Origin of the sequence: Epilithonimonas arachidiradicis (assembly GCF_003610695.1) — a bacterium.
GTDB lineage: Bacteria > Bacteroidota > Bacteroidia > Flavobacteriales > Weeksellaceae > Epilithonimonas > Epilithonimonas arachidiradicis.
In genome coordinates this window covers 1-17468 of the sequence record NZ_RAQH01000013.1, presented here as the reverse complement: position 1 = coordinate 17468, position 17468 = coordinate 1, and the positions used below count along the sequence as shown (strand labels likewise).

The 17468-nt window shown below is 36.7% G+C and carries 11 protein-coding genes; 7 read left to right on the top strand and 4 right to left on the bottom strand.

Annotation, left to right across the window (positions count from 1 at the left end; all coding sequences use genetic code 11):
• Positions 1–499: 499 nt before the first annotated feature.
• From BXY58_RS16425 to BXY58_RS16410, 4 genes are all read right to left on the bottom strand, one after another.
• Positions 500–1549: a DUF3810 domain-containing protein gene (locus tag BXY58_RS16425; protein ID WP_229728466.1), complete on the bottom strand. Its 1050-nt coding sequence runs from the start codon at positions 1547–1549 to the stop codon at positions 500–502.
• Positions 1539–2987 (bottom strand): MFS transporter, encoded by a 1449-nt coding sequence (locus BXY58_RS16420; protein WP_120214962.1) that lies wholly within the window; start codon positions 2985–2987, stop codon positions 1539–1541. The genes BXY58_RS16425 and BXY58_RS16420 overlap by 11 nt, the downstream gene beginning before the upstream one ends.
• Positions 2988–3060: 73 nt before the next feature.
• Entirely contained in the window at positions 3061–3789 is a 729-nt protein-coding gene (locus tag BXY58_RS16415) for a lysophospholipid acyltransferase family protein (protein WP_120214961.1), read from the bottom strand.
• 40 nt (positions 3790–3829) lie between these two features.
• The gene (locus BXY58_RS16410) at positions 3830–4288 is read right to left on the bottom strand and encodes a GtrA family protein (protein WP_120214960.1); all 459 of its coding nucleotides are present in this window, start codon (positions 4286–4288) and stop codon (positions 3830–3832) included.
• A 257-nt stretch (positions 4289–4545) separates the two neighbouring features.
• Here BXY58_RS16410 and BXY58_RS16405 point away from each other — a divergent pair, with 257 nt between their 5' ends.
• The 7 genes from BXY58_RS16405 (at position 4546) to BXY58_RS16375 (ending at position 16929) form a co-directional block, all read left to right on the top strand.
• The gene (locus BXY58_RS16405; RefSeq protein ID WP_120214959.1) at positions 4546–4797 is read left to right on the top strand and encodes a hypothetical protein; all 252 of its coding nucleotides are present in this window, start codon (positions 4546–4548) and stop codon (positions 4795–4797) included.
• 63 nt (positions 4798–4860) lie between these two features.
• Positions 4861–5721, top strand: coding sequence for a BadF/BadG/BcrA/BcrD ATPase family protein (locus tag BXY58_RS16400; protein ID WP_120214958.1), 861 nt, complete (start codon positions 4861–4863; stop codon positions 5719–5721).
• Positions 5722–5959: 238 nt separating this feature from the next.
• Positions 5960–8242, top strand: coding sequence for an NADP-dependent malic enzyme (locus BXY58_RS16395; protein WP_120214957.1), 2283 nt, complete (start codon positions 5960–5962; stop codon positions 8240–8242).
• A gap of 104 nt (positions 8243–8346) precedes the next feature.
• Positions 8347–8931 carry a Holliday junction branch migration protein RuvA gene (gene ruvA / locus BXY58_RS16390; protein ID WP_120214956.1) on the top strand — a complete coding sequence of 195 codons (585 nt, stop codon included), beginning with the start codon at positions 8347–8349 and terminating at the stop codon, positions 8929–8931.
• A 43-nt stretch (positions 8932–8974) separates the two neighbouring features.
• Complete coding sequence (gene sov, locus BXY58_RS16385) at positions 8975–16081, top strand: T9SS outer membrane translocon Sov/SprA (RefSeq protein WP_120214955.1); 7107 nt, start codon at positions 8975–8977, stop codon at positions 16079–16081.
• A gap of 109 nt (positions 16082–16190) precedes the next feature.
• On the top strand, positions 16191–16568 hold the full coding sequence (gene gcvH, locus BXY58_RS16380) for a glycine cleavage system protein GcvH (protein WP_120214954.1): 378 nt from the start codon (positions 16191–16193) through the stop codon (positions 16566–16568).
• 28 nt (positions 16569–16596) lie between these two features.
• Positions 16597–16929, top strand: coding sequence for a VanZ family protein (locus BXY58_RS16375; RefSeq protein WP_120215030.1), 333 nt, complete (start codon positions 16597–16599; stop codon positions 16927–16929).
• The last annotated feature ends 539 nt before the right edge of the window (positions 16930–17468 follow it).

The window sequence follows — 17468 nt, the reverse complement described above, 5'->3', positions numbered from 1 at the left end:
TATTAATGATAATTAGTTATAATTATTAATTATTTAAACATAAATATATACTGTCATAATTTCTGATACAAAACTATATCAAAAATTAATTAAATGAAAAATATGTAGTGAATAATTCCAGAAATTATACTATAAAATTCTAACAAATAATTTTGCTTTTGTATCTAATAATCATTGAGTTATGATTGTGATTTTATGATTATTTGCAAAGGTATTTTATTGTGGAGAAATTTTATATTTATGATGTCTAATTACGGATTAATTACTAAGATTAGGATAAAAACTTATTTCTTAAACTATACAATTTTGTGAAAGAAAAGTTGCTAATAATGAACGTTTTACTGACTAATTTTAATTTTTTAAAAAAATATTAGTAAAATATTTGGAAGGTAAATTCAAATGTTGTACTTTTACGGTGCTTTTGAGACAATCACTCAGGAGCAATAAATTTTTTTTCATCATTTGTGTTTTTAGAATCGTACCTAGTACGATTCTTTTTTTATGTTTCATACAGAAGTAGAAGATTGATAAAGTAGGAATACGTAACACTTCCGTCCTGCTGATTGGATTTGAGAAATAGATCATTGGTAACTCCAAAAAAATCGCTGATAAATCCTTCGTTGTTTTTATTGAACAATAGTTCATTTTCTCTGTCTCTTTTCATTTTTTTCGAATATAGATCAACAACATTTTTAGCAAAAGCAATATCACTCTTAGAGAGAGATCTTAAAAGGCTTTTTAAGACATAAAGCTGACAGCTGTATCGTAATTCTTTATTGTTTGAATTTTTAGCCGATAAGTAAGCTATAAAGCTGGCTTCCTGTTCTCTTGCGTATCCGAGTTGATGTGCCATCTCGTGAGCTAATGTAAATGGAAGCTGTGTACTTGGAATATTGGGATTGTATTGTGCCTCGGCTGTAAAAGGATTGTAATAGCCAAGAATTCCTGTTTTATTCATAAAAGAATCGAATAGGCTTGGCTTTACAGCTAAGACTTTAACTGGCTTCTTTGTGTTAATTTCAGAAGGTAAATGTATCTGTTGTCTCAGGATCTCCAATTTTATTTGATTAAGATCATTAATTACCAATATACCCTTATTATTTTCAGGGAGCTGTTCTCTTGTTGCTTTACAGAGATTAAGATATTTCAGTGTTAGATTTTTGATTTCGGCATCGGTAGGTGTTTTGGATTGTAATTTCTCAATAATTGGTGGTTGGAAATACAGCAATCCCCAAAAAAATTGGTAAATAAAATAATATATGTTAATAAAAACCAGGATGTATTTAAGGTATTTTGATTTTCTATTTCTGATCAAACTAACGAGAAAATAGATCAATAATACAACGCTTAGAATGTAAATTAAATCTCCAAAAGAAAAATCAATTTCTGAAAATAATAAAATATGCAAATCCTTTTTCCATTCAAAAACGCCTGAAAAGAAATCGATTGCAAATGTGAATTTTGACAGTATATAAAACAACAAAAATTGGGCAACCAAAATGATTGCCCAAAGTTTATTTTTAAAAAAAATATTTTTTCTAATGTCCACCGGATATTTTTTTATCAAAATTAATACCTTGATTTCTTAATATTCCACTTACTCTCCAAGCATAGAACGCAAGATAAGCAAAACATAAGACTCCAACAATATAACTGTTTTGGATACCGATACTTTCAGATACAATACCTTGCAACCAGCTGACAATTCCGCCTCCCATAATCATCATAATCAAGAAGCTGCTTCCCTGGCTGGTATGTCTTCCTAACCCGCTTACCGCTAAGGTGAAAATACAAGGCCAAAGTGTACTGCAGAACAATCCAACACTTGTGAAAGCGTAGATGCTGACAATGCCGTCTGTAAACATACCAACTGCTGTTGCCACAATTCCTAACGCTGAGAAGATCAATAACATCCTTGCCGGATTTCCTTTACTTGCCATATCAGCTGCAATTAATACTAGGATAATTAGTCCATAAATATAAAAAGGTGTCAAATCGTGTTTCGCAATAGCATTAACTAAAAGGAAAACTCCGAAAGCTAAATAGGGTGCTAAGAATCTTAACACTTTTTGCAAACTCATATTGTCTGTAAAAGCTTCAACAGCTCCTGTCCAACGACCAATCATCAAACTTGCCCAATAAAGAGAAATGTAAGGAGATATTTCTTTCAAAGTGTAAAGAACACCTGTCTCCGAATTCACGATAGATTCCATATAAGCAGGTAGATTACTTGCTGTTGAAACCTCTACGCCAACGTATATGAAAATTGCCAGCATTCCCAATAAAAGCTGCGGATATTTCAAAGCTGAACTTCTTACGGCGCCTTCATCTTTTACGGATTCTTCGATGGTGTCTGGATGTTCTGGTAGTGATGATAATTTAAGCAAAATAGCAACGGCTAAGAATGCTACGCCTAAAACCAGATAAGGGATTTTCACACTCTCGATGCTCATTTCGGTATTCTCAGAAGCGGCTGAACCAAAAATAGCAAAACTTACAATCAATGGACCGATTGTGGTTCCAAGGTTGTTGATTCCTCCGGCTAATGTCAATCGTTGAGAACCGGTCTTTACCGGACCTAAGGCAATTGCTAATGGATTGGCGACTGTTTGTTGTAAAGAAAACCCTAGAGCCACAATAAATAATCCGGAAAGCATCAGCGGAAATGAGTGCAGATTAGCTGCCGGATAAAACAATAATGTTCCTAATGCTGAGATCGCAAGTCCCAGAGCTAATCCGTTTTTATAACCAATTTTGTTGACCAAATCCTTACGGATCGCTAACGAAATCAACATATAAATAATAGAACCTACTGTATAAGCAATATAAAAGGCGACAGATACAAGCTGGCTTTGACCCTGTGTCAGATCAAATGCTTTTTTGAAAACGGGAATCAAAATATCGTTACTCGCTGCAACGAATCCCCAGAAGAAGAAGACGGTTACAAGAGGAATGAACTGTGCCCAATTGGTTTTTTGTGTTTCCATTATTTAATTTTAATGTTAATTTTAAGTTAAGATTGAAACAAATGTAAGTAAAAACTAGTATTCGTTGGATAAATTATTTTATTTTCTCTATGAGGGAGAATTGAATTTCGTTAAAAGCTTTTTCCCTAAGCTCTTTTAATGATAAGTCCGGTGTCAAAATATCATTGAAAAAAACCTTCACAACTCCGGGATATCCCTTTTTGTTATCAAAAGGGAACATCTCTTTCAGACCTTTGAAACTGAAAACCGCAATAGGAAACTGATGTTTAGTTGCCAAAATAAAAGCACCATCTTTGAATTGATCCAGAACAATGCTCGTATCATCCGGGACACCACCTTCAGGGAAAATAACAACACTGTGACCTTTCTGCATTCTTTCCGCACACCTTCGGTAAACATCGGCACGGCTTCTTGCGCTATTTCTGTCTACCATCACACACACTCTTTTGTAAACGGTTCCAAAGATTGGGATTTTTTCCAGTTCTTTTTTTCCGACATAACAGAGCGGATGATTGGGGAAGAGGATGCAGGGCAGCATAACATCCATTATAGAAGTATGGTTGGAGATGATAACATACGGCTGTGACCGGTCGATTTTTTGATCAGTTTTAGAAATCATTTTGTATCGGAAACCCATTCCGTAGAACATTCCGATAGCCCAGAGACGGATAAAAAAATAGCAGAATTTGTAATCCTTCTGCCGGATCGATAAAATATAAACAGGAATAAAAAATATTAATGTTAGAACAGTGCCCAGGATCACCATCCAAAATCGCCAAACATACACCAGTAATGTTTTCATTAATGTCTAATAAAAAATTAATCAGACCAAAAATAAGTTTTTATCCGTTAAAAATAACTTTTTTCTTTATAGAATAATTCAGCATCGAGACGAGAAGTATGGCAGAGATCTTACTCATCATTTCCGGAGAAAGCACATAGATTCCCAGATCTATTACTTCTTTGAAGACAAAGTGATATAATATCTGGAACAAAAACAAGCTTATAAAAGTAGAAACCACAGAAACAAGGATAAAATAAGCAAACTCTTTTCTCTTGGAATGTTTTCCTCTTTCAAACACAAACCAAATACTTAAAAAATAATTGGTAATAATTCCACAACTCGTTGACAGGATATTGCTAAACGGGTATTTAATTCCATAAAGATTATACTCCCACAAAAAGACTTTTGGAAGATAAACGCTGAAAAGTTTAAAGCTGCCGATTTCTATAACAGCACTTAGTCCGCCTGCAATGATAAAGAATATAACTTGCTTCTGATGTAGAATTAATTGTTTCATTTCATTTGCAAATTTATACGAATTGTTAAATGTTTTAAAATAATCGTTAAATAATTTTTTTGTATTAGAAATATTCCTACATTTATTTTATTGTAAAAGAAAATGATATTTGATTGAAAAATTGTTTGTACAAAGGTTTTCTTATTGAAAATAATGCAAATAATTAAAGTTAAGAATAAAGTTAACCTGACTAATAATAATTGGTCGGGAAATTTTTTCGCTAAACATAAAACACCCAAACCACAAATAGTAATCAAATGAAAAATTCTAACAGACCTTACAGAAAATTTTTGCCTCAGCAAAAAAAGATCGAAGAGTTGGAAAAAAGCAGTTCCAGATTCAAAAGAATCTATTCTGAGTATGAAACAATGTCTGATGAGCTCTGGGATCTTGAAAGCAGTGAGACTACAGAAAGTATCCCGGATGATTTCATCAATGCCATCAAACTACAAACAACTTATCTGGAGGACGAGATAGAAGACTGGTTGATAGAAGATAAAGATCAATAGTGAAAAATCAATTCAAAACCTTCCCGAAAAAATATTATTTTAGCATTCTAAATACATATTTATATGATTGCTATTGTTGACGGAGGATCCACAAAATGTGACTGGGTCATTCTTGAAAACGACGGTACAGAAGTACTGAAAACAGAAACGGTGGGTTTCAACCCTAATATCATAAAAGCAGAATTAATTGCTCCCGAATTAGAAAAAAATCAAGCTCTTACAAAGTTTCAGGATTATCTGGAAAACATCTTTTTTTATGGCTCCGGTTGTGGAACAGCAGAAAAAAAGCTGATCGTGGAACGTGAGATACAAAAGGTTTTTACCAATGCGCAGGTTCACGTCAAAGAAGATCTTCTCGCAGCAGCATATGCCGCCTATAGAGGTGTTCCAGCAATTGTCTGCATTCTCGGAACAGGTTCCAATGCCTGTTATTTCGATGGCGAAAATGTCAAAACCGAATTACCGTCTTTAGGATTCCTGATCGGGGACGAAGGCAGTGGAAGTGCATTAGGAAAGCAGCTCGTTCGCCATTATTTTATGAAGAAACTGCCACCGGATTTGCATCAGCAATTTACTGAGATTTATCAGCTGAATATTGATGAGTTATTGAAAAATATGTATCACAATCCCAGAGCGAATGCTTATATGGCAGATTTTACAAGGTTCATTGTAGACAGAAAAAACCATCCGTATTTTCAGAATTTCATTTACAAAGAACTCAAGAATTTCCTTGAGTTTCAGGTGATGCCGTACGAAGAGTGCCGGGATTGTGAGATCAATTTCATTGGATCCATTGCCTACTTTTTTGAAGATTCCTTGCGGGCAGCGGCGTCAGATTTTCACTTCAGAATCGGGACAGTTGTACAGAAGCCGATAGAAAGTCTGGTCAATTATCATCGTGACTATATCATTCCAAAGCTTTAACTTTGCAATAATATTAGGGCGTATCCCTTTGTTTTGCCGGGCTGAGTCAGCCGCCAAAACAAGCGGGCCGGTCTGCGGGCAGTCGCTTTTTTTGTTTTTATCATCCTGAGGCGCTCGAAGTGCCTTTTCAACAAAAACAAAAAAGAGCTCCAACAATGCCCTCCGCCCTTACGCAAAGAAAAATAAAAACCCGTGAGTCTATAATAGTATATAGAAGCACAACAAAAGTAAATCAACAATGTCAAAAAATTCAAGAGACCAAAACGCTTTTGATAAAGCAGCTTTAGATTATCACCGTCAGGAACCGAAGGGTAAAATCGAGGTAATTCCTTCCAAACCGCATTCTTCGCAAAGAGATTTGTCTTTGGCTTATTCGCCAGGGGTTGCTGTACCTTGTATGGCCATCCACGATGATCCGCAAAGCGTTTACGAATATACATCCAAAGGAAATTTGGTAGCTGTAATTTCCAACGGGACAGCTGTTTTAGGCTTAGGAGACATCGGTCCGGAAGCATCTAAGCCGGTGATGGAAGGAAAAGGTTTACTTTTTAAAATCTTTGCAGGAATCAATGTTTTTGATATTGAAATCAATGAAAAAGATCCTGACAAATTCATAGAAACCGTAAAAGCCATCGCGCCGACTTTCGGAGGAATCAATCTGGAAGATATCAAAGCACCGGAAGCTTTCTACATCGAGCAAAGATTGAAAGAAGAATTAGACATTCCATTGATGCACGATGACCAGCACGGAACGGCGATTATTTCTGCAGCTGCTTTGATTAATGCTTTGGAAATTGCAGGAAAAAAGATCGGAGAAGTGAAAATGGTGATCAATGGAGCTGGAGCAGCAGCTATCGCTTGTGCAAAATTATATATTTCGCTTGGTCTTGATCCAAAAAATATTTTGATGTGTGACAGCAAAGGTGTCATCAATCATAAAAGAGAAAACCTTACGCCGGAGAAATTAGACTTCATTGCTCAGACTGATATTTCAACTTTGGAAGATGCGGTAATAGGATCCGATGTTTTTGTAGGATTGTCAAAAGGAAACGTAATGTCGCCTGATATGCTGCTTTCTATGGCGAGCAATCCAATCGTTTTTGCCTTGGCCAATCCGGATCCGGAAATCAGTTATGATTTGGCAATTGAAACAAGAGAAGATGTGATAATGGCGACTGGAAGAAGTGATTATCCTAATCAGGTGAATAATGTTCTTGGTTTTCCTTACATATTCAGAGGAGCTTTGGATGTTCAGGCAAGAGGAATCAATGAAGCGATGAAATTAGCAGCGGTTCACGCCTTAGCAGAAATTGCAAAGGAACCCGTTCCTGAAATGGTAAAGCTGGCTTATAATGTGAGAGATATCAGCTTCGGAAAAGAATATTTTATCCCAAAACCTTTTGATAACAGGTTGATTACCAAAGTTTCTATTGCCGTCGCAAAAGCAGCAATGGAAAGTGGAATTGCAGGTAAATCAATTGATAATTTTGAAGAATACGAGAACCAGCTTCTTGACAGGATGGGAAGAGATGAAAAGCTCGTAAGAATGATGCAAAACCGCGCCAAAGCAAACCCGAAAAGGGTAACTCTTGGAAACGGCGAAGAGTATAATATTTTGAAAGCAGCGCAGATTCTACAGGAAGAAGGCATCGCTTATCCAAGTTTATTGGGAAGCAAAAGGCTTATCAAAGAAAAAATGGAAGAATACGGAATCACACTAGACATTCCAATCATCGATCCGAATGATGACGAAAATAAAGAAACCCGTAAAAAATACCGCAAAACCCTTTGGGACAAACGCAACAGAAAAGGCATCAACGAATATAAAGCGAAAAGATACGTCAGACAGCGTGATTATTTTGGACCGTTAATGCTGGAGCATGGCGATACGGATGCTTTGATTGTTGGTTTCTCCAAAAGCTATGCATCGGTTTTGAAACCTATTTTAGAAATCATTGATAAAAAACCGGGTGTTAATAAGGTTGCCGCAATGATGATGATCCTGACTGAAAAGAAGCCATTATTCTTCGCAGATACTTCTATAAATAAAAATCCTTCTGCAGAAGATCTTGTTGAGATTGCAAGAATGGCAGAATTTACCGTAAAATCTTTTGCTATTGAACCAAGGCTGGCGATGCTGGGATTCGAAAATTTTTCTGCCAAAGCAGATACTTCTAAAAAAGTGGCGGCTGCGGTGAAAATCCTTCACGAGAAATATCCGAAAATGATTGTAGATGGTGAAATCCAACCAGACTTTGCCTTAAATAGTGACCACTTGGCGGATTATCCTTTCTCAAAATTAGGAACCAATCCGGCCAATGTTTTGGTTTTCCCAAATCTTGAAAGTGCAAACCTATCATATAAGATCATCAGAGGAATGAAAGCCGCACAAACCATCGGGCCAATCCTGATGGGGCTTGACCAGCCGGTTCACGTTCTGCAAATGAGATCAAGTGTGGATGAAATTGTAAATCTTGCAACAATTGCAGTTCTTGATGCACAGATGAAAGATAAAAAATAGAATTATTTATCTATAATATAAAGTAAAAGCCATTTTAACGTGTTAAGATGGCTTTTGTTTTTAAGTTAATTTATATCTTCGCAAAACCCTAATTTTTTCATTCGATGATTTATTCACTCAAAGGAGTTGTTCAGGAGTTAACGCCTACATTTGCCGTGATAGATGTTAGCGGAGTTGGATATTATGTCGGTATCAGTTTACAGACATCCCAAAAACTGACACAAGGAGCAAACGTTCTACTTTACATCCAACAAATTATTCGTGAGGATGCGCACTTGCTTTTTGGTTTCTTTACCAAGGAAGAAAAAGAGATGTTTAACCTGTTAATAAGTGTTAATGGTGTTGGGCCTGTTTCTGCATTAATATTGTTATCTTCGCTCAGTCTGTCAGAGGCTGCTAACGCGATACTTTCCGGCAACAGCGGATTGATACAAAAGGTTAAAGGTATTGGTGCAAAAACAGCAGAAAGAATCATTGTTGATTTGCGTGACAAAGTTGGTAGCTTCGGCAATTCGGAAGAAAAACTTTCTAATTTTGCAGACAATAAAAACAAAAATGAAGCGTTATCTGCTTTAGAAGTTTTAGGGATTTCTAGGAAAATGAGCGAGAAAATTGCGGATAGAATTCTGAAGCAAAATCCGGAAATTTCCGTAGAAGAACTAGTGAAAGAGATTTTAAAAAATATTTAACAATTGAGGACAATTTTGTCATCAATTTCTTAAAAGAATATAAGTGAAGAAAAATATTTACCTTTATAAATTAACCCTCCTTTTTTTATTTTTTGTAGGATTTACAAACATTTTTGCACAAGACAAACCGGCTGACACTTTGGTGACAGGTAGGAAGGATTTTAGTCTTGCTGATCCTATACGTTATGATGCATTTTATGACATCAAAACGGGAATGTATTATCTCTATCCGAAAATCGGTAACTCGGTGGTCGGTGCTCCAATTGCGATGACATTCGAGGAGTATAAAAACTATGTGATGCAAAACAATCTTCGTGCCTATTACGAAGAAAAATCACTTTTAAACGATCTTGGACGCAGAAAAGATCAGACCGATGCCAAGAAAAAAGGCTTGATTCCGGCCATTACAATCAAAAATAAAATGTTCGAAAATATTTTTGGGAGTAATAAAATCGAATTAATTCCTCAAGGTTTTGCGTCATTTGATTTGGGTGGCCTTTACCAGAAGATCGACAATCCACTGATTCTTCCTCAGAACAGAACTAGTTTTGCTATTAACATCCAGCAAAGGATCCAATTAGGAATTACAGGTAAAGTTGGTGAAAATCTTCAGCTGAAAGCTAATTATGATACCCAAAGTGGATTTGCCTTCGAGAACCGGATGAATATGGTATGGCAGGCAAAAGGTTCCTGGAAAGATCTCCAGTCCAAAGGTTTGAATGAAAAAGGCCAGGATCCTGAGGACAAAATTATCAAAAGAGTAGAGGTGGGTAATATCAATATGCCGCTTTCTACGAGTTTAATTAGAGGTTCTCAATCTTTGTTTGGTCTCAAAACAGAATTCCAGTTGGGTAAGACAACAGGAACTTTGGTGTTTTCACAACAGCAGGGTGAAGCCAAAACCATTGTTGCACAAGGTGGAGGAACGATGAGTACCTTCAAAGTTGATGCCTTTGATTATGAAGATAACCAGCACTACTTTTTGGGACACTATTTTAGTGACAACTATGATAGCGCCTTACAAAACTATCCGCTAATCAATTCCAGAATTAATATTACTAGACTAGAAGTTTGGGTTCTGGATCAAGGTGGTGCTAATATAGAATCTCAAAAACCTATAGTGGGTATCCGTGACTTGGGTGATGGTCAAGGTGTAACACCTAATAATCCCAACAATAATCTATATGGGCAAATAACCGCTGCATTAGGAACCTCCAGAGATGTAGTTGCGGCTAACAATACATTGACAGGAAGATCTTTTCCGAACGCTCAAGGAACACCAGAACCATTTGTGTCGGGTGAACATTTTATGACAAATGTGAAAGCACGGAAACTGACCAGCTCTGAATATAAATACAATACACAATTAGGTTATATATCATTGAACCAAAGGTTGAACAACGAGCAATTTTTGGCAGTTTCTTATTCGTACACGCTTAATGGATCCAGCCAGGTTTATAAAGTAGGTGAATTCTCAGAGGAAAATGCTGTATTAGTCACCAAACTATTGAAGTCTAATTCCAACACCAACGTAAATTCTCCAATGTGGCAACTGATGATGAAGAACGTTTATTCTCTTAATACAAGTCAGTTACAGCCTCAGGATTTTCTGCTCAATGTTTATTACAGAGATCAGGGTTCCGCTAAAGTTAATTATCTGCCCGGCGCTCAATATAACAATGGTATACCGGCTGATACCAATCTACTCCGCCTGTTTAACTTGGATAGGTTGAATATTAATGGTGATTTGCAAAGCAATTCGGACGGGACAAAAGGTGATGGTGTTTTTGACTTCGTGAACGGTGTTACTGTAGATGCAGAAAATGGTAAAATTATATTTACAAAAGTAAAACCTTTTGGAAGTTACCTGGAAAGTATTCTGACGGTTCCTAATAAAACACCTTACGTTTTCAATGATATCTATGACAAGCAAAAAGCAATACCTTCCCAGATACCATTGCGATATACGATCGAAGGCCGATACAAAGGTGCACAAGGACAGGGGATTTCTTTGGGGGCAATCAATGTGCCGCAAGGGTCTGTGAAAGTAACGGCTAATGGAACGCAGCTTGTCGAAGGTGTAGATTATACAGTCGATTACATGTCGGGAACAGTTAATATCATTAATGAAACTGTAAAACAATCCGGACAAGCCATTAATATTTCATTAGAAAATCAACTGACCTTTAATACTCAGAGAAAAAGTTTCTGGGGACTTAATTTAGAACGAAAATTCAATGAGCATCTTACAGTAGGCGCAACTGCCGTTAATTATACAGAAAGACCATTAACGCAAAAAGTCAACTATGGACAGGAAGCGGTGAGCAATACAATGGTTGGCTTCAATATGATGTATAATAATGAGCTGCCATTCTTAACCAGATTAACAGATAAGATTCCGTTTATCAATACAGAAGCACCTTCAAATCTTAACTTCAAGGCTGAAGGAGCGTACCTGATTCCAGGTCAAAGTAAAGGAATTAATGATCAGTCATACATCGATGATTTTGAACAAACAACATCAAAAATATCTTTGAAAGAGCCTGCAATGTGGAGTTTGGCGTCACGCCCTGAGAAAAATATTGGTGATCCTTTGTTCCCTAGATCTCTAGATAGTGACAATATCACCAGTGGCTACGGAAGAGGACTATTATCTTGGTATACAATTGACCCAAGATTTTATGGTGTTGGCGGTGCGGCACCTAACGGGATCAATGCACAAAGACTTTCTAACCACGCATCCAGAAGGGTACAGATGCGGGAACTCTATAATAACAGAGACTATGTTGCAGGTGAGCAAACTATTTTGAACACCTTTGATATCACTTATTATCCTCAGGAGAGAGGACCTTATAACGTTAACCCAGGTACAGAAACAACAGCACAAAGATGGGCAGGTCTAATGAGGCCAATTTCGGTAACCAACTTTGTAACATCAAACATAGATTATGTAGAATTCTGGTTAATGGATCCTCGTGCTGATGGAAATAATCTGGGAAATGATCCGAAGTTATTATTACAGTTAGGTAACGTTTCTGAAGATGTATTGAAGGATGGACGATTGCTATATGAAAATGGTATGCCGACGGCAAGCACACCAACGACAACAACGGAGTCCAAATGGGGGATACAGCCAAAACAAGTGCCTATTCTATATGCTTTTTCCACAGAAGGTGAAGAAAGAGCGCAACAGGACTTAGGATATGATGGTCTTAACGGCACACAAGAACAACAAAAATTCGGAGTTGATTTTGTAAATCCTGTGACAAATGAACTGGATCCGGCATCAGATAATTTCGTATTCTATTTGTCAGATCAATTCCAGGGAGATTTGGCATCATCTTTAACAGAGCGTTACAAATATTTCAGAGGTCCGGAAGGAAACTCAGCTTCCAATACTCTGGAGGTAGCAACACAAACGCCGGATGCAGAAGATATCAACAGAGATTACAACCTGGACCAAACAGAAAATTACAATCAGTATACGATTGATCTTTCTCCTGCAGCGATGACGGTGGGAACACCTGGTAGCAAAGTGGTTGATATAAAAGAAGTGGATGTTAAGTTTGAAAACGGACAAGCTGGAAAAGTTAAATGGTATCTCTACAGAATCCCGGTAGCAAGTTTTGATCCAGACGTTGAAGGTTCTGATGCTTCGGTACTGAATAACATCAGATTTGCCAGACTATTGATGAAAGGTTTTGACCAGACATCAACACTTAGATTTGGATCATTTGATTTGGTAAGATCAGATTGGAGAAAATATACTAATAAATTATTTAGTCCAACTGTTGATAATGTACAAGAAGGTACAGCAGGACCAACAGATCAGAATTCAAATTTCGATGTGGGAAGTGTAAACTTAGAAGAAAATGCTCTTGGAACACCGCCGTACGTACTGCCTCCGGGAATCGACCGACAAGTGTTGAGTGGAAATGCTGGTGCACAGAGACAGAACGAGGCTTCATTATATATGAAAACCACTCAGTTGAAAGGTGAATCAAGAGGGGTTTTCAAGAATACAAGTCTGGATATGCGTCGCTATAAAAAATTAGCTTTGTTTGTACACGCAGAAAATCAAACTAACCAAAGTACAGCTAACCAAAGTTATTTGGATAAGGATGCGAAATTCTTTATTCGTTTTGGTAGCGATGTTTCGGATAATTATTATGAGTATGAATCATCACTAACTTATACAGCAAGTAATGCGACATCACCATTGGATATTTGGCCGGATGCGAATACAGTTAATCTCGAAATCGAAAATTTTGTCAACGCAAAATTAAAAAGAGATGAATTGAATAGAGCAGGAGATCCTCTGGCAGAACTTACAAAAAGGTACACATATGATTATGAAGGTGCTGAAAGTGATAAAAGAATCTATGTAAAAGGTCGTCCGAGTATTGGGAATGTAACGACTATTACAATTGGTGTTCGAAATAATGATGCTTCTGGATCAGGAAAAACGCTCGTGCTTTGGGTGAATGAGATCCGTTTGTCTGAAATTGAAAATAAAGGCGGGTATGCCGGAAACGCGAGTCTGAACTTCAACCTTGGAGACTTTGCAATGGTTAATGCTAATGCTTCTTATGCATCTGTAGGATTTGGAGCAATCGATCAAAAACCTTCAGAAAGATCTCAGGACGAGAATTCTGCTTTCAGTATCAACACGACTGTGAATGTAGATAAGTTCTTACCGGAAAAATCTGGTATGAAGATTCCTTTGAACTACTCTTATACTCAGACAATGACTAATCCAAAATATAATCCTTTGGATAATGACATCGAGTTGACGAAAGCTCCAAATCAGGATGAGCTGAAAAAAGTAGTTAGCACATACACGCAGCAAAGAAGTATTGGTGTCGTGAATATGAGAAAGGAAAGAATGAATCCTGATAAAAAGGCAAAGTTCTATGATGTAGAAAACTTGAATGTAACAGCGATTTACAACGATGACTTCTATCGTGATGTCTATACAAAACGTAATTATAAACAATATTTGAATGGTTATCTAGAATACAACTATACCTTCAAGCCGTATGTTTTGAAGCCATTCAACAAAATGGTTAGCGACACAGCGAAGTCTTATAAATATTTGAGATGGGTGAAGGAATTTAATTTCAACCCGGTTCCTACAAGATTATCTTTCAGAACTATTTTGGATAGAAATTATAATGAGTTAGAATACAGGAATGTGGATGCATTGCTTTCTGGAAACGCCGGTGAAGATTTTGATGTCATTAAGAACAGAAACTTCTTCTTTGGCTGGCAGTACAGCTTAGGATTTAATTTTACAAAATCTCTGAAATTAGAAATCAACTCCGAAACCAAAACTTTGAATGACCAGATGGATGTGAGTTCTATGAACAACCGTTCGATTTTCAGTAATCCTTTCAGAGCAGGGCGCCCGGTATTGTATAACCACAGAGCTCAGCTGAACTATAGATTACCGTTTGAATATTTCCCATATCTGGATTTCATCACAGCAGAATTAAGTTATCAGTTCCAATATAACTGGAATGCCAGATCTACAGGAGTAAGAAATATTGAGTTTGATGGAAGAATAGAAAACCTTGGAAACATCTCTCAGAATACGAATGCTATTGTTGCAACATCAACGGTTGATATTCCTAAATTCCTGACGAAGTTCAATTACTTCAGAAAAATCAATGAGAAGATGCAGAAGCGCCGTCAGGAGATAGATTCTCTTGCGAATGTTTACAACCAGGCATTCACTAAGAAGAATAGCAGATTCAAGTTCAAGAATTATAAATTCAAGAATAAGCTGACACCACTTCAGGCTGCATCGTATGCATTAACTTCATTGAAGCAATTTAATTTTAATTACAATGAGAATAATGGTATCGTATTACCAGGTCTATTGTCTGCGCCAAACTTCTACGGTTATGGACAAACATTAGGCGGTCCAACCATTGGATTCTTATTAGGATCACAGGCAGATATCAGAAGAACTGTTATTGAAAACGGTTGGGTTTCTAATTCTGAATTAATGAGTGACGCTTATTCTGAGCTTAATAACAGAACCATCACGGCAGATCTGCAGATGATGCCGGCAAATGATCTTCGAATAGATTTCAATGTATTGCAGAATTATAGTAGAAATTATGTACAGGGCGGTTATAATGTTGTTAAGGATTTGGAAAACTACCTTGGTTACAGAGATGCTTTCGGGACAGAATTGATCACATACTCCAACACAGCATGGTCATTCAATACGGCTTTCAAGGATGGAGCGGCAATTTATCAGGCAATTAAGGATAATGCATTGGCAATTTCTCAGCAGTATGAAGGGATTAGAGATGTAGAAGGTTACACGGCAGGTTACTCCAGAAGTAATTCTTACGTCTTGATTCCGGCATTCAAAGCGGCAATCGAAGGTAAGTCGCCGAAAAAACTGAATAATCCAACCAAAGCTGGTATTCCGTTACCAAACTGGAAATTGGTTTATTCAGGACTTAGAAACTTGCCAATTGTTAACAGTCAATTCTCTAAGTTCGATGTTCTGCATTCTTATGTTTCAACATTTACAATGGCAGGCGTTCAGGCAAGTGTGGATTATTTTGACAGAGACCTTAGAGATCCTAGCACAGCTTATGATTCCAATGGTAACAGATACAATCCTTACACATTTACACAAGTCGGTTATGTAGAATCATTCTCTCCGCTTATCGGTTTTGATGTAACAATGAGAAACAATATGCAGTTCCGTTTCAATTATAACAGGGATAGAACTTACTTGTTAGGATTAGTTAATACAACATTGACGGAAGAATTAGGAAACGAATTCGTCGTAGGTTACGGATATATCCTGAAAGACCTTAAGATTAGAATTAATTATAAAGGGAAGGGAAGAGACATCAAGAGTGATCTTAATATGAGAGCAGACTTATCAATGAGAGATAGTAAAACAACTATTACCAATATCTTGATAGATGATTCCCAGGTGACGGGAGGACAGAAGATTTTCAGTCTCAAGTTATCCGCAGATTATAATATGTCACAGAATCTGAACCTGAAATTCTTCTACGATCAGATGATGACCAAGTATAAGATTTCAACAGCCTTCCCGCTGTCCACAATCAGAGCTGGTATCACTGCCACGATGACATTCGGAGGGACTAGTAATTAATCATAAAAAAGAGTAAGCAGATTTGTTTACTCTTTTTTTGTAATTTATTTTTATTCTATTGTTATATCCTAATTATATAATTAAATTTGCCAAAACCTAATCTAAGAAAATGAACACACCATCAGAACTAAAGTACACCAAAGACCACGAGTGGATTAAAGTAGAAGGCGATACAGCAACTATCGGAATTACAGATTATGCCCAGGGAGAATTGGGAGATATTGTTTTCGTAGATGTTGATACCGTTGACGAAGATCTGAACGAAGGCGATGTATTCGGAAGCGTAGAAGCTGTTAAAACTGTTTCAGATCTATATCTTCCCGTAGCAGGTACAGTTTTAGAAGTTAACGCAGATCTGGAAGACCAACCGGAATTACTGAATACCGATCCTTATGGAAAAGGTTGGATCATCAAATTGAAAGTTTCAGATTCCGCAGATCTATCAACTTTATTATCCGCAGAAGAATATCAGGAAGTTGTTGGATAATATCATAACAAAATACAGTAAGATTATATTGCCCATTTATTGGGCATTTCTTACTTATATGCTGTTGCGTCCGGGTGTAGAGAACAAGGAGTATTTCTTTATGTTTCCGCATTTGGACAAGCTCATCCATTTTACTATTTTCTTTCTTTTGGGATTTTTCTTCAGACTCAGATTTCCCAAAACAACATTCTTATATTTCTTTCTCATTCTCGTTTCCTACGCCTTACTTACAGAGATTCTTCAGGACACGATGAAGTTGGGACGATCATTAGAGATTCTTGATGCTGTTGCCGACACATTAGGCCTGTCATTATCATACTATATATATAGTAGATATGTCAAATTCCAAAACAGGATTTAATTTCCCAAAAAAATCTTAAGCATCCATTTAATAGACCTTTAGATATTCTTAAAACAAATTTGGGCGGCTGCCAAAAGCCAAATCATTCCCCAAGCTATTTTGTCACCGGGCTATTCGCTCATATCTTTTGCTTTTTTAGATCATCGGTTTCCACATACTCTATATTATATAGATGTTGTCCCAAGTACAGCTTTGTATCCATTTCACCAAAAAAGCAAAAGGATAACCGCTGCTATCCCTGCTGCACATCCGTTTTCATAACAACATTTTACCATTCGATAATCTATTTAACATAATGTGGATAACTTTAAAATATCTTTAGAGCCCTCTATCACAGCTGTTTAATTAATCAAGTTTTACACAATTGTAAATTTATTGTTAATTCGATTTGCAAGTTGTTACATATTCACCATACATTTGCAGAACCAAAACGAGAGAATTGGTAGCGCAGAAGGTCGGTAGAATAGAGAAAGGGTTTAAATTTAAGAGTTTAAGAAAACGATTAAAAAAAACTTGAAAAATATTTGCTGGAATAAAAA

Coding starts and splice junctions, on each gene's coding strand:
- BXY58_RS16415 (WP_120214961.1), bottom strand. CDS start 3,789: ATGAAAACATTACTGGTGTATGTTTGGCGATTTTGGATGGTGATCCTG.
- BXY58_RS16395 (WP_120214957.1), top strand. CDS start 5,960: ATGTCAAAAAATTCAAGAGACCAAAACGCTTTTGATAAAGCAGCTTTA.
- BXY58_RS16420 (WP_120214962.1), bottom strand. CDS start 2,987: ATGGAAACACAAAAAACCAATTGGGCACAGTTCATTCCTCTTGTAACC.
- ruvA (WP_120214956.1), top strand. CDS start 8,347: ATGATTTATTCACTCAAAGGAGTTGTTCAGGAGTTAACGCCTACATTT.
- BXY58_RS16410 (WP_120214960.1), bottom strand. CDS start 4,288: ATGAAACAATTAATTCTACATCAGAAGCAAGTTATATTCTTTATCATT.
- gcvH (WP_120214954.1), top strand. CDS start 16,191: ATGAACACACCATCAGAACTAAAGTACACCAAAGACCACGAGTGGATT.
- BXY58_RS16400 (WP_120214958.1), top strand. CDS start 4,861: ATGATTGCTATTGTTGACGGAGGATCCACAAAATGTGACTGGGTCATT.
- BXY58_RS16405 (WP_120214959.1), top strand. CDS start 4,546: ATGAAAAATTCTAACAGACCTTACAGAAAATTTTTGCCTCAGCAAAAA.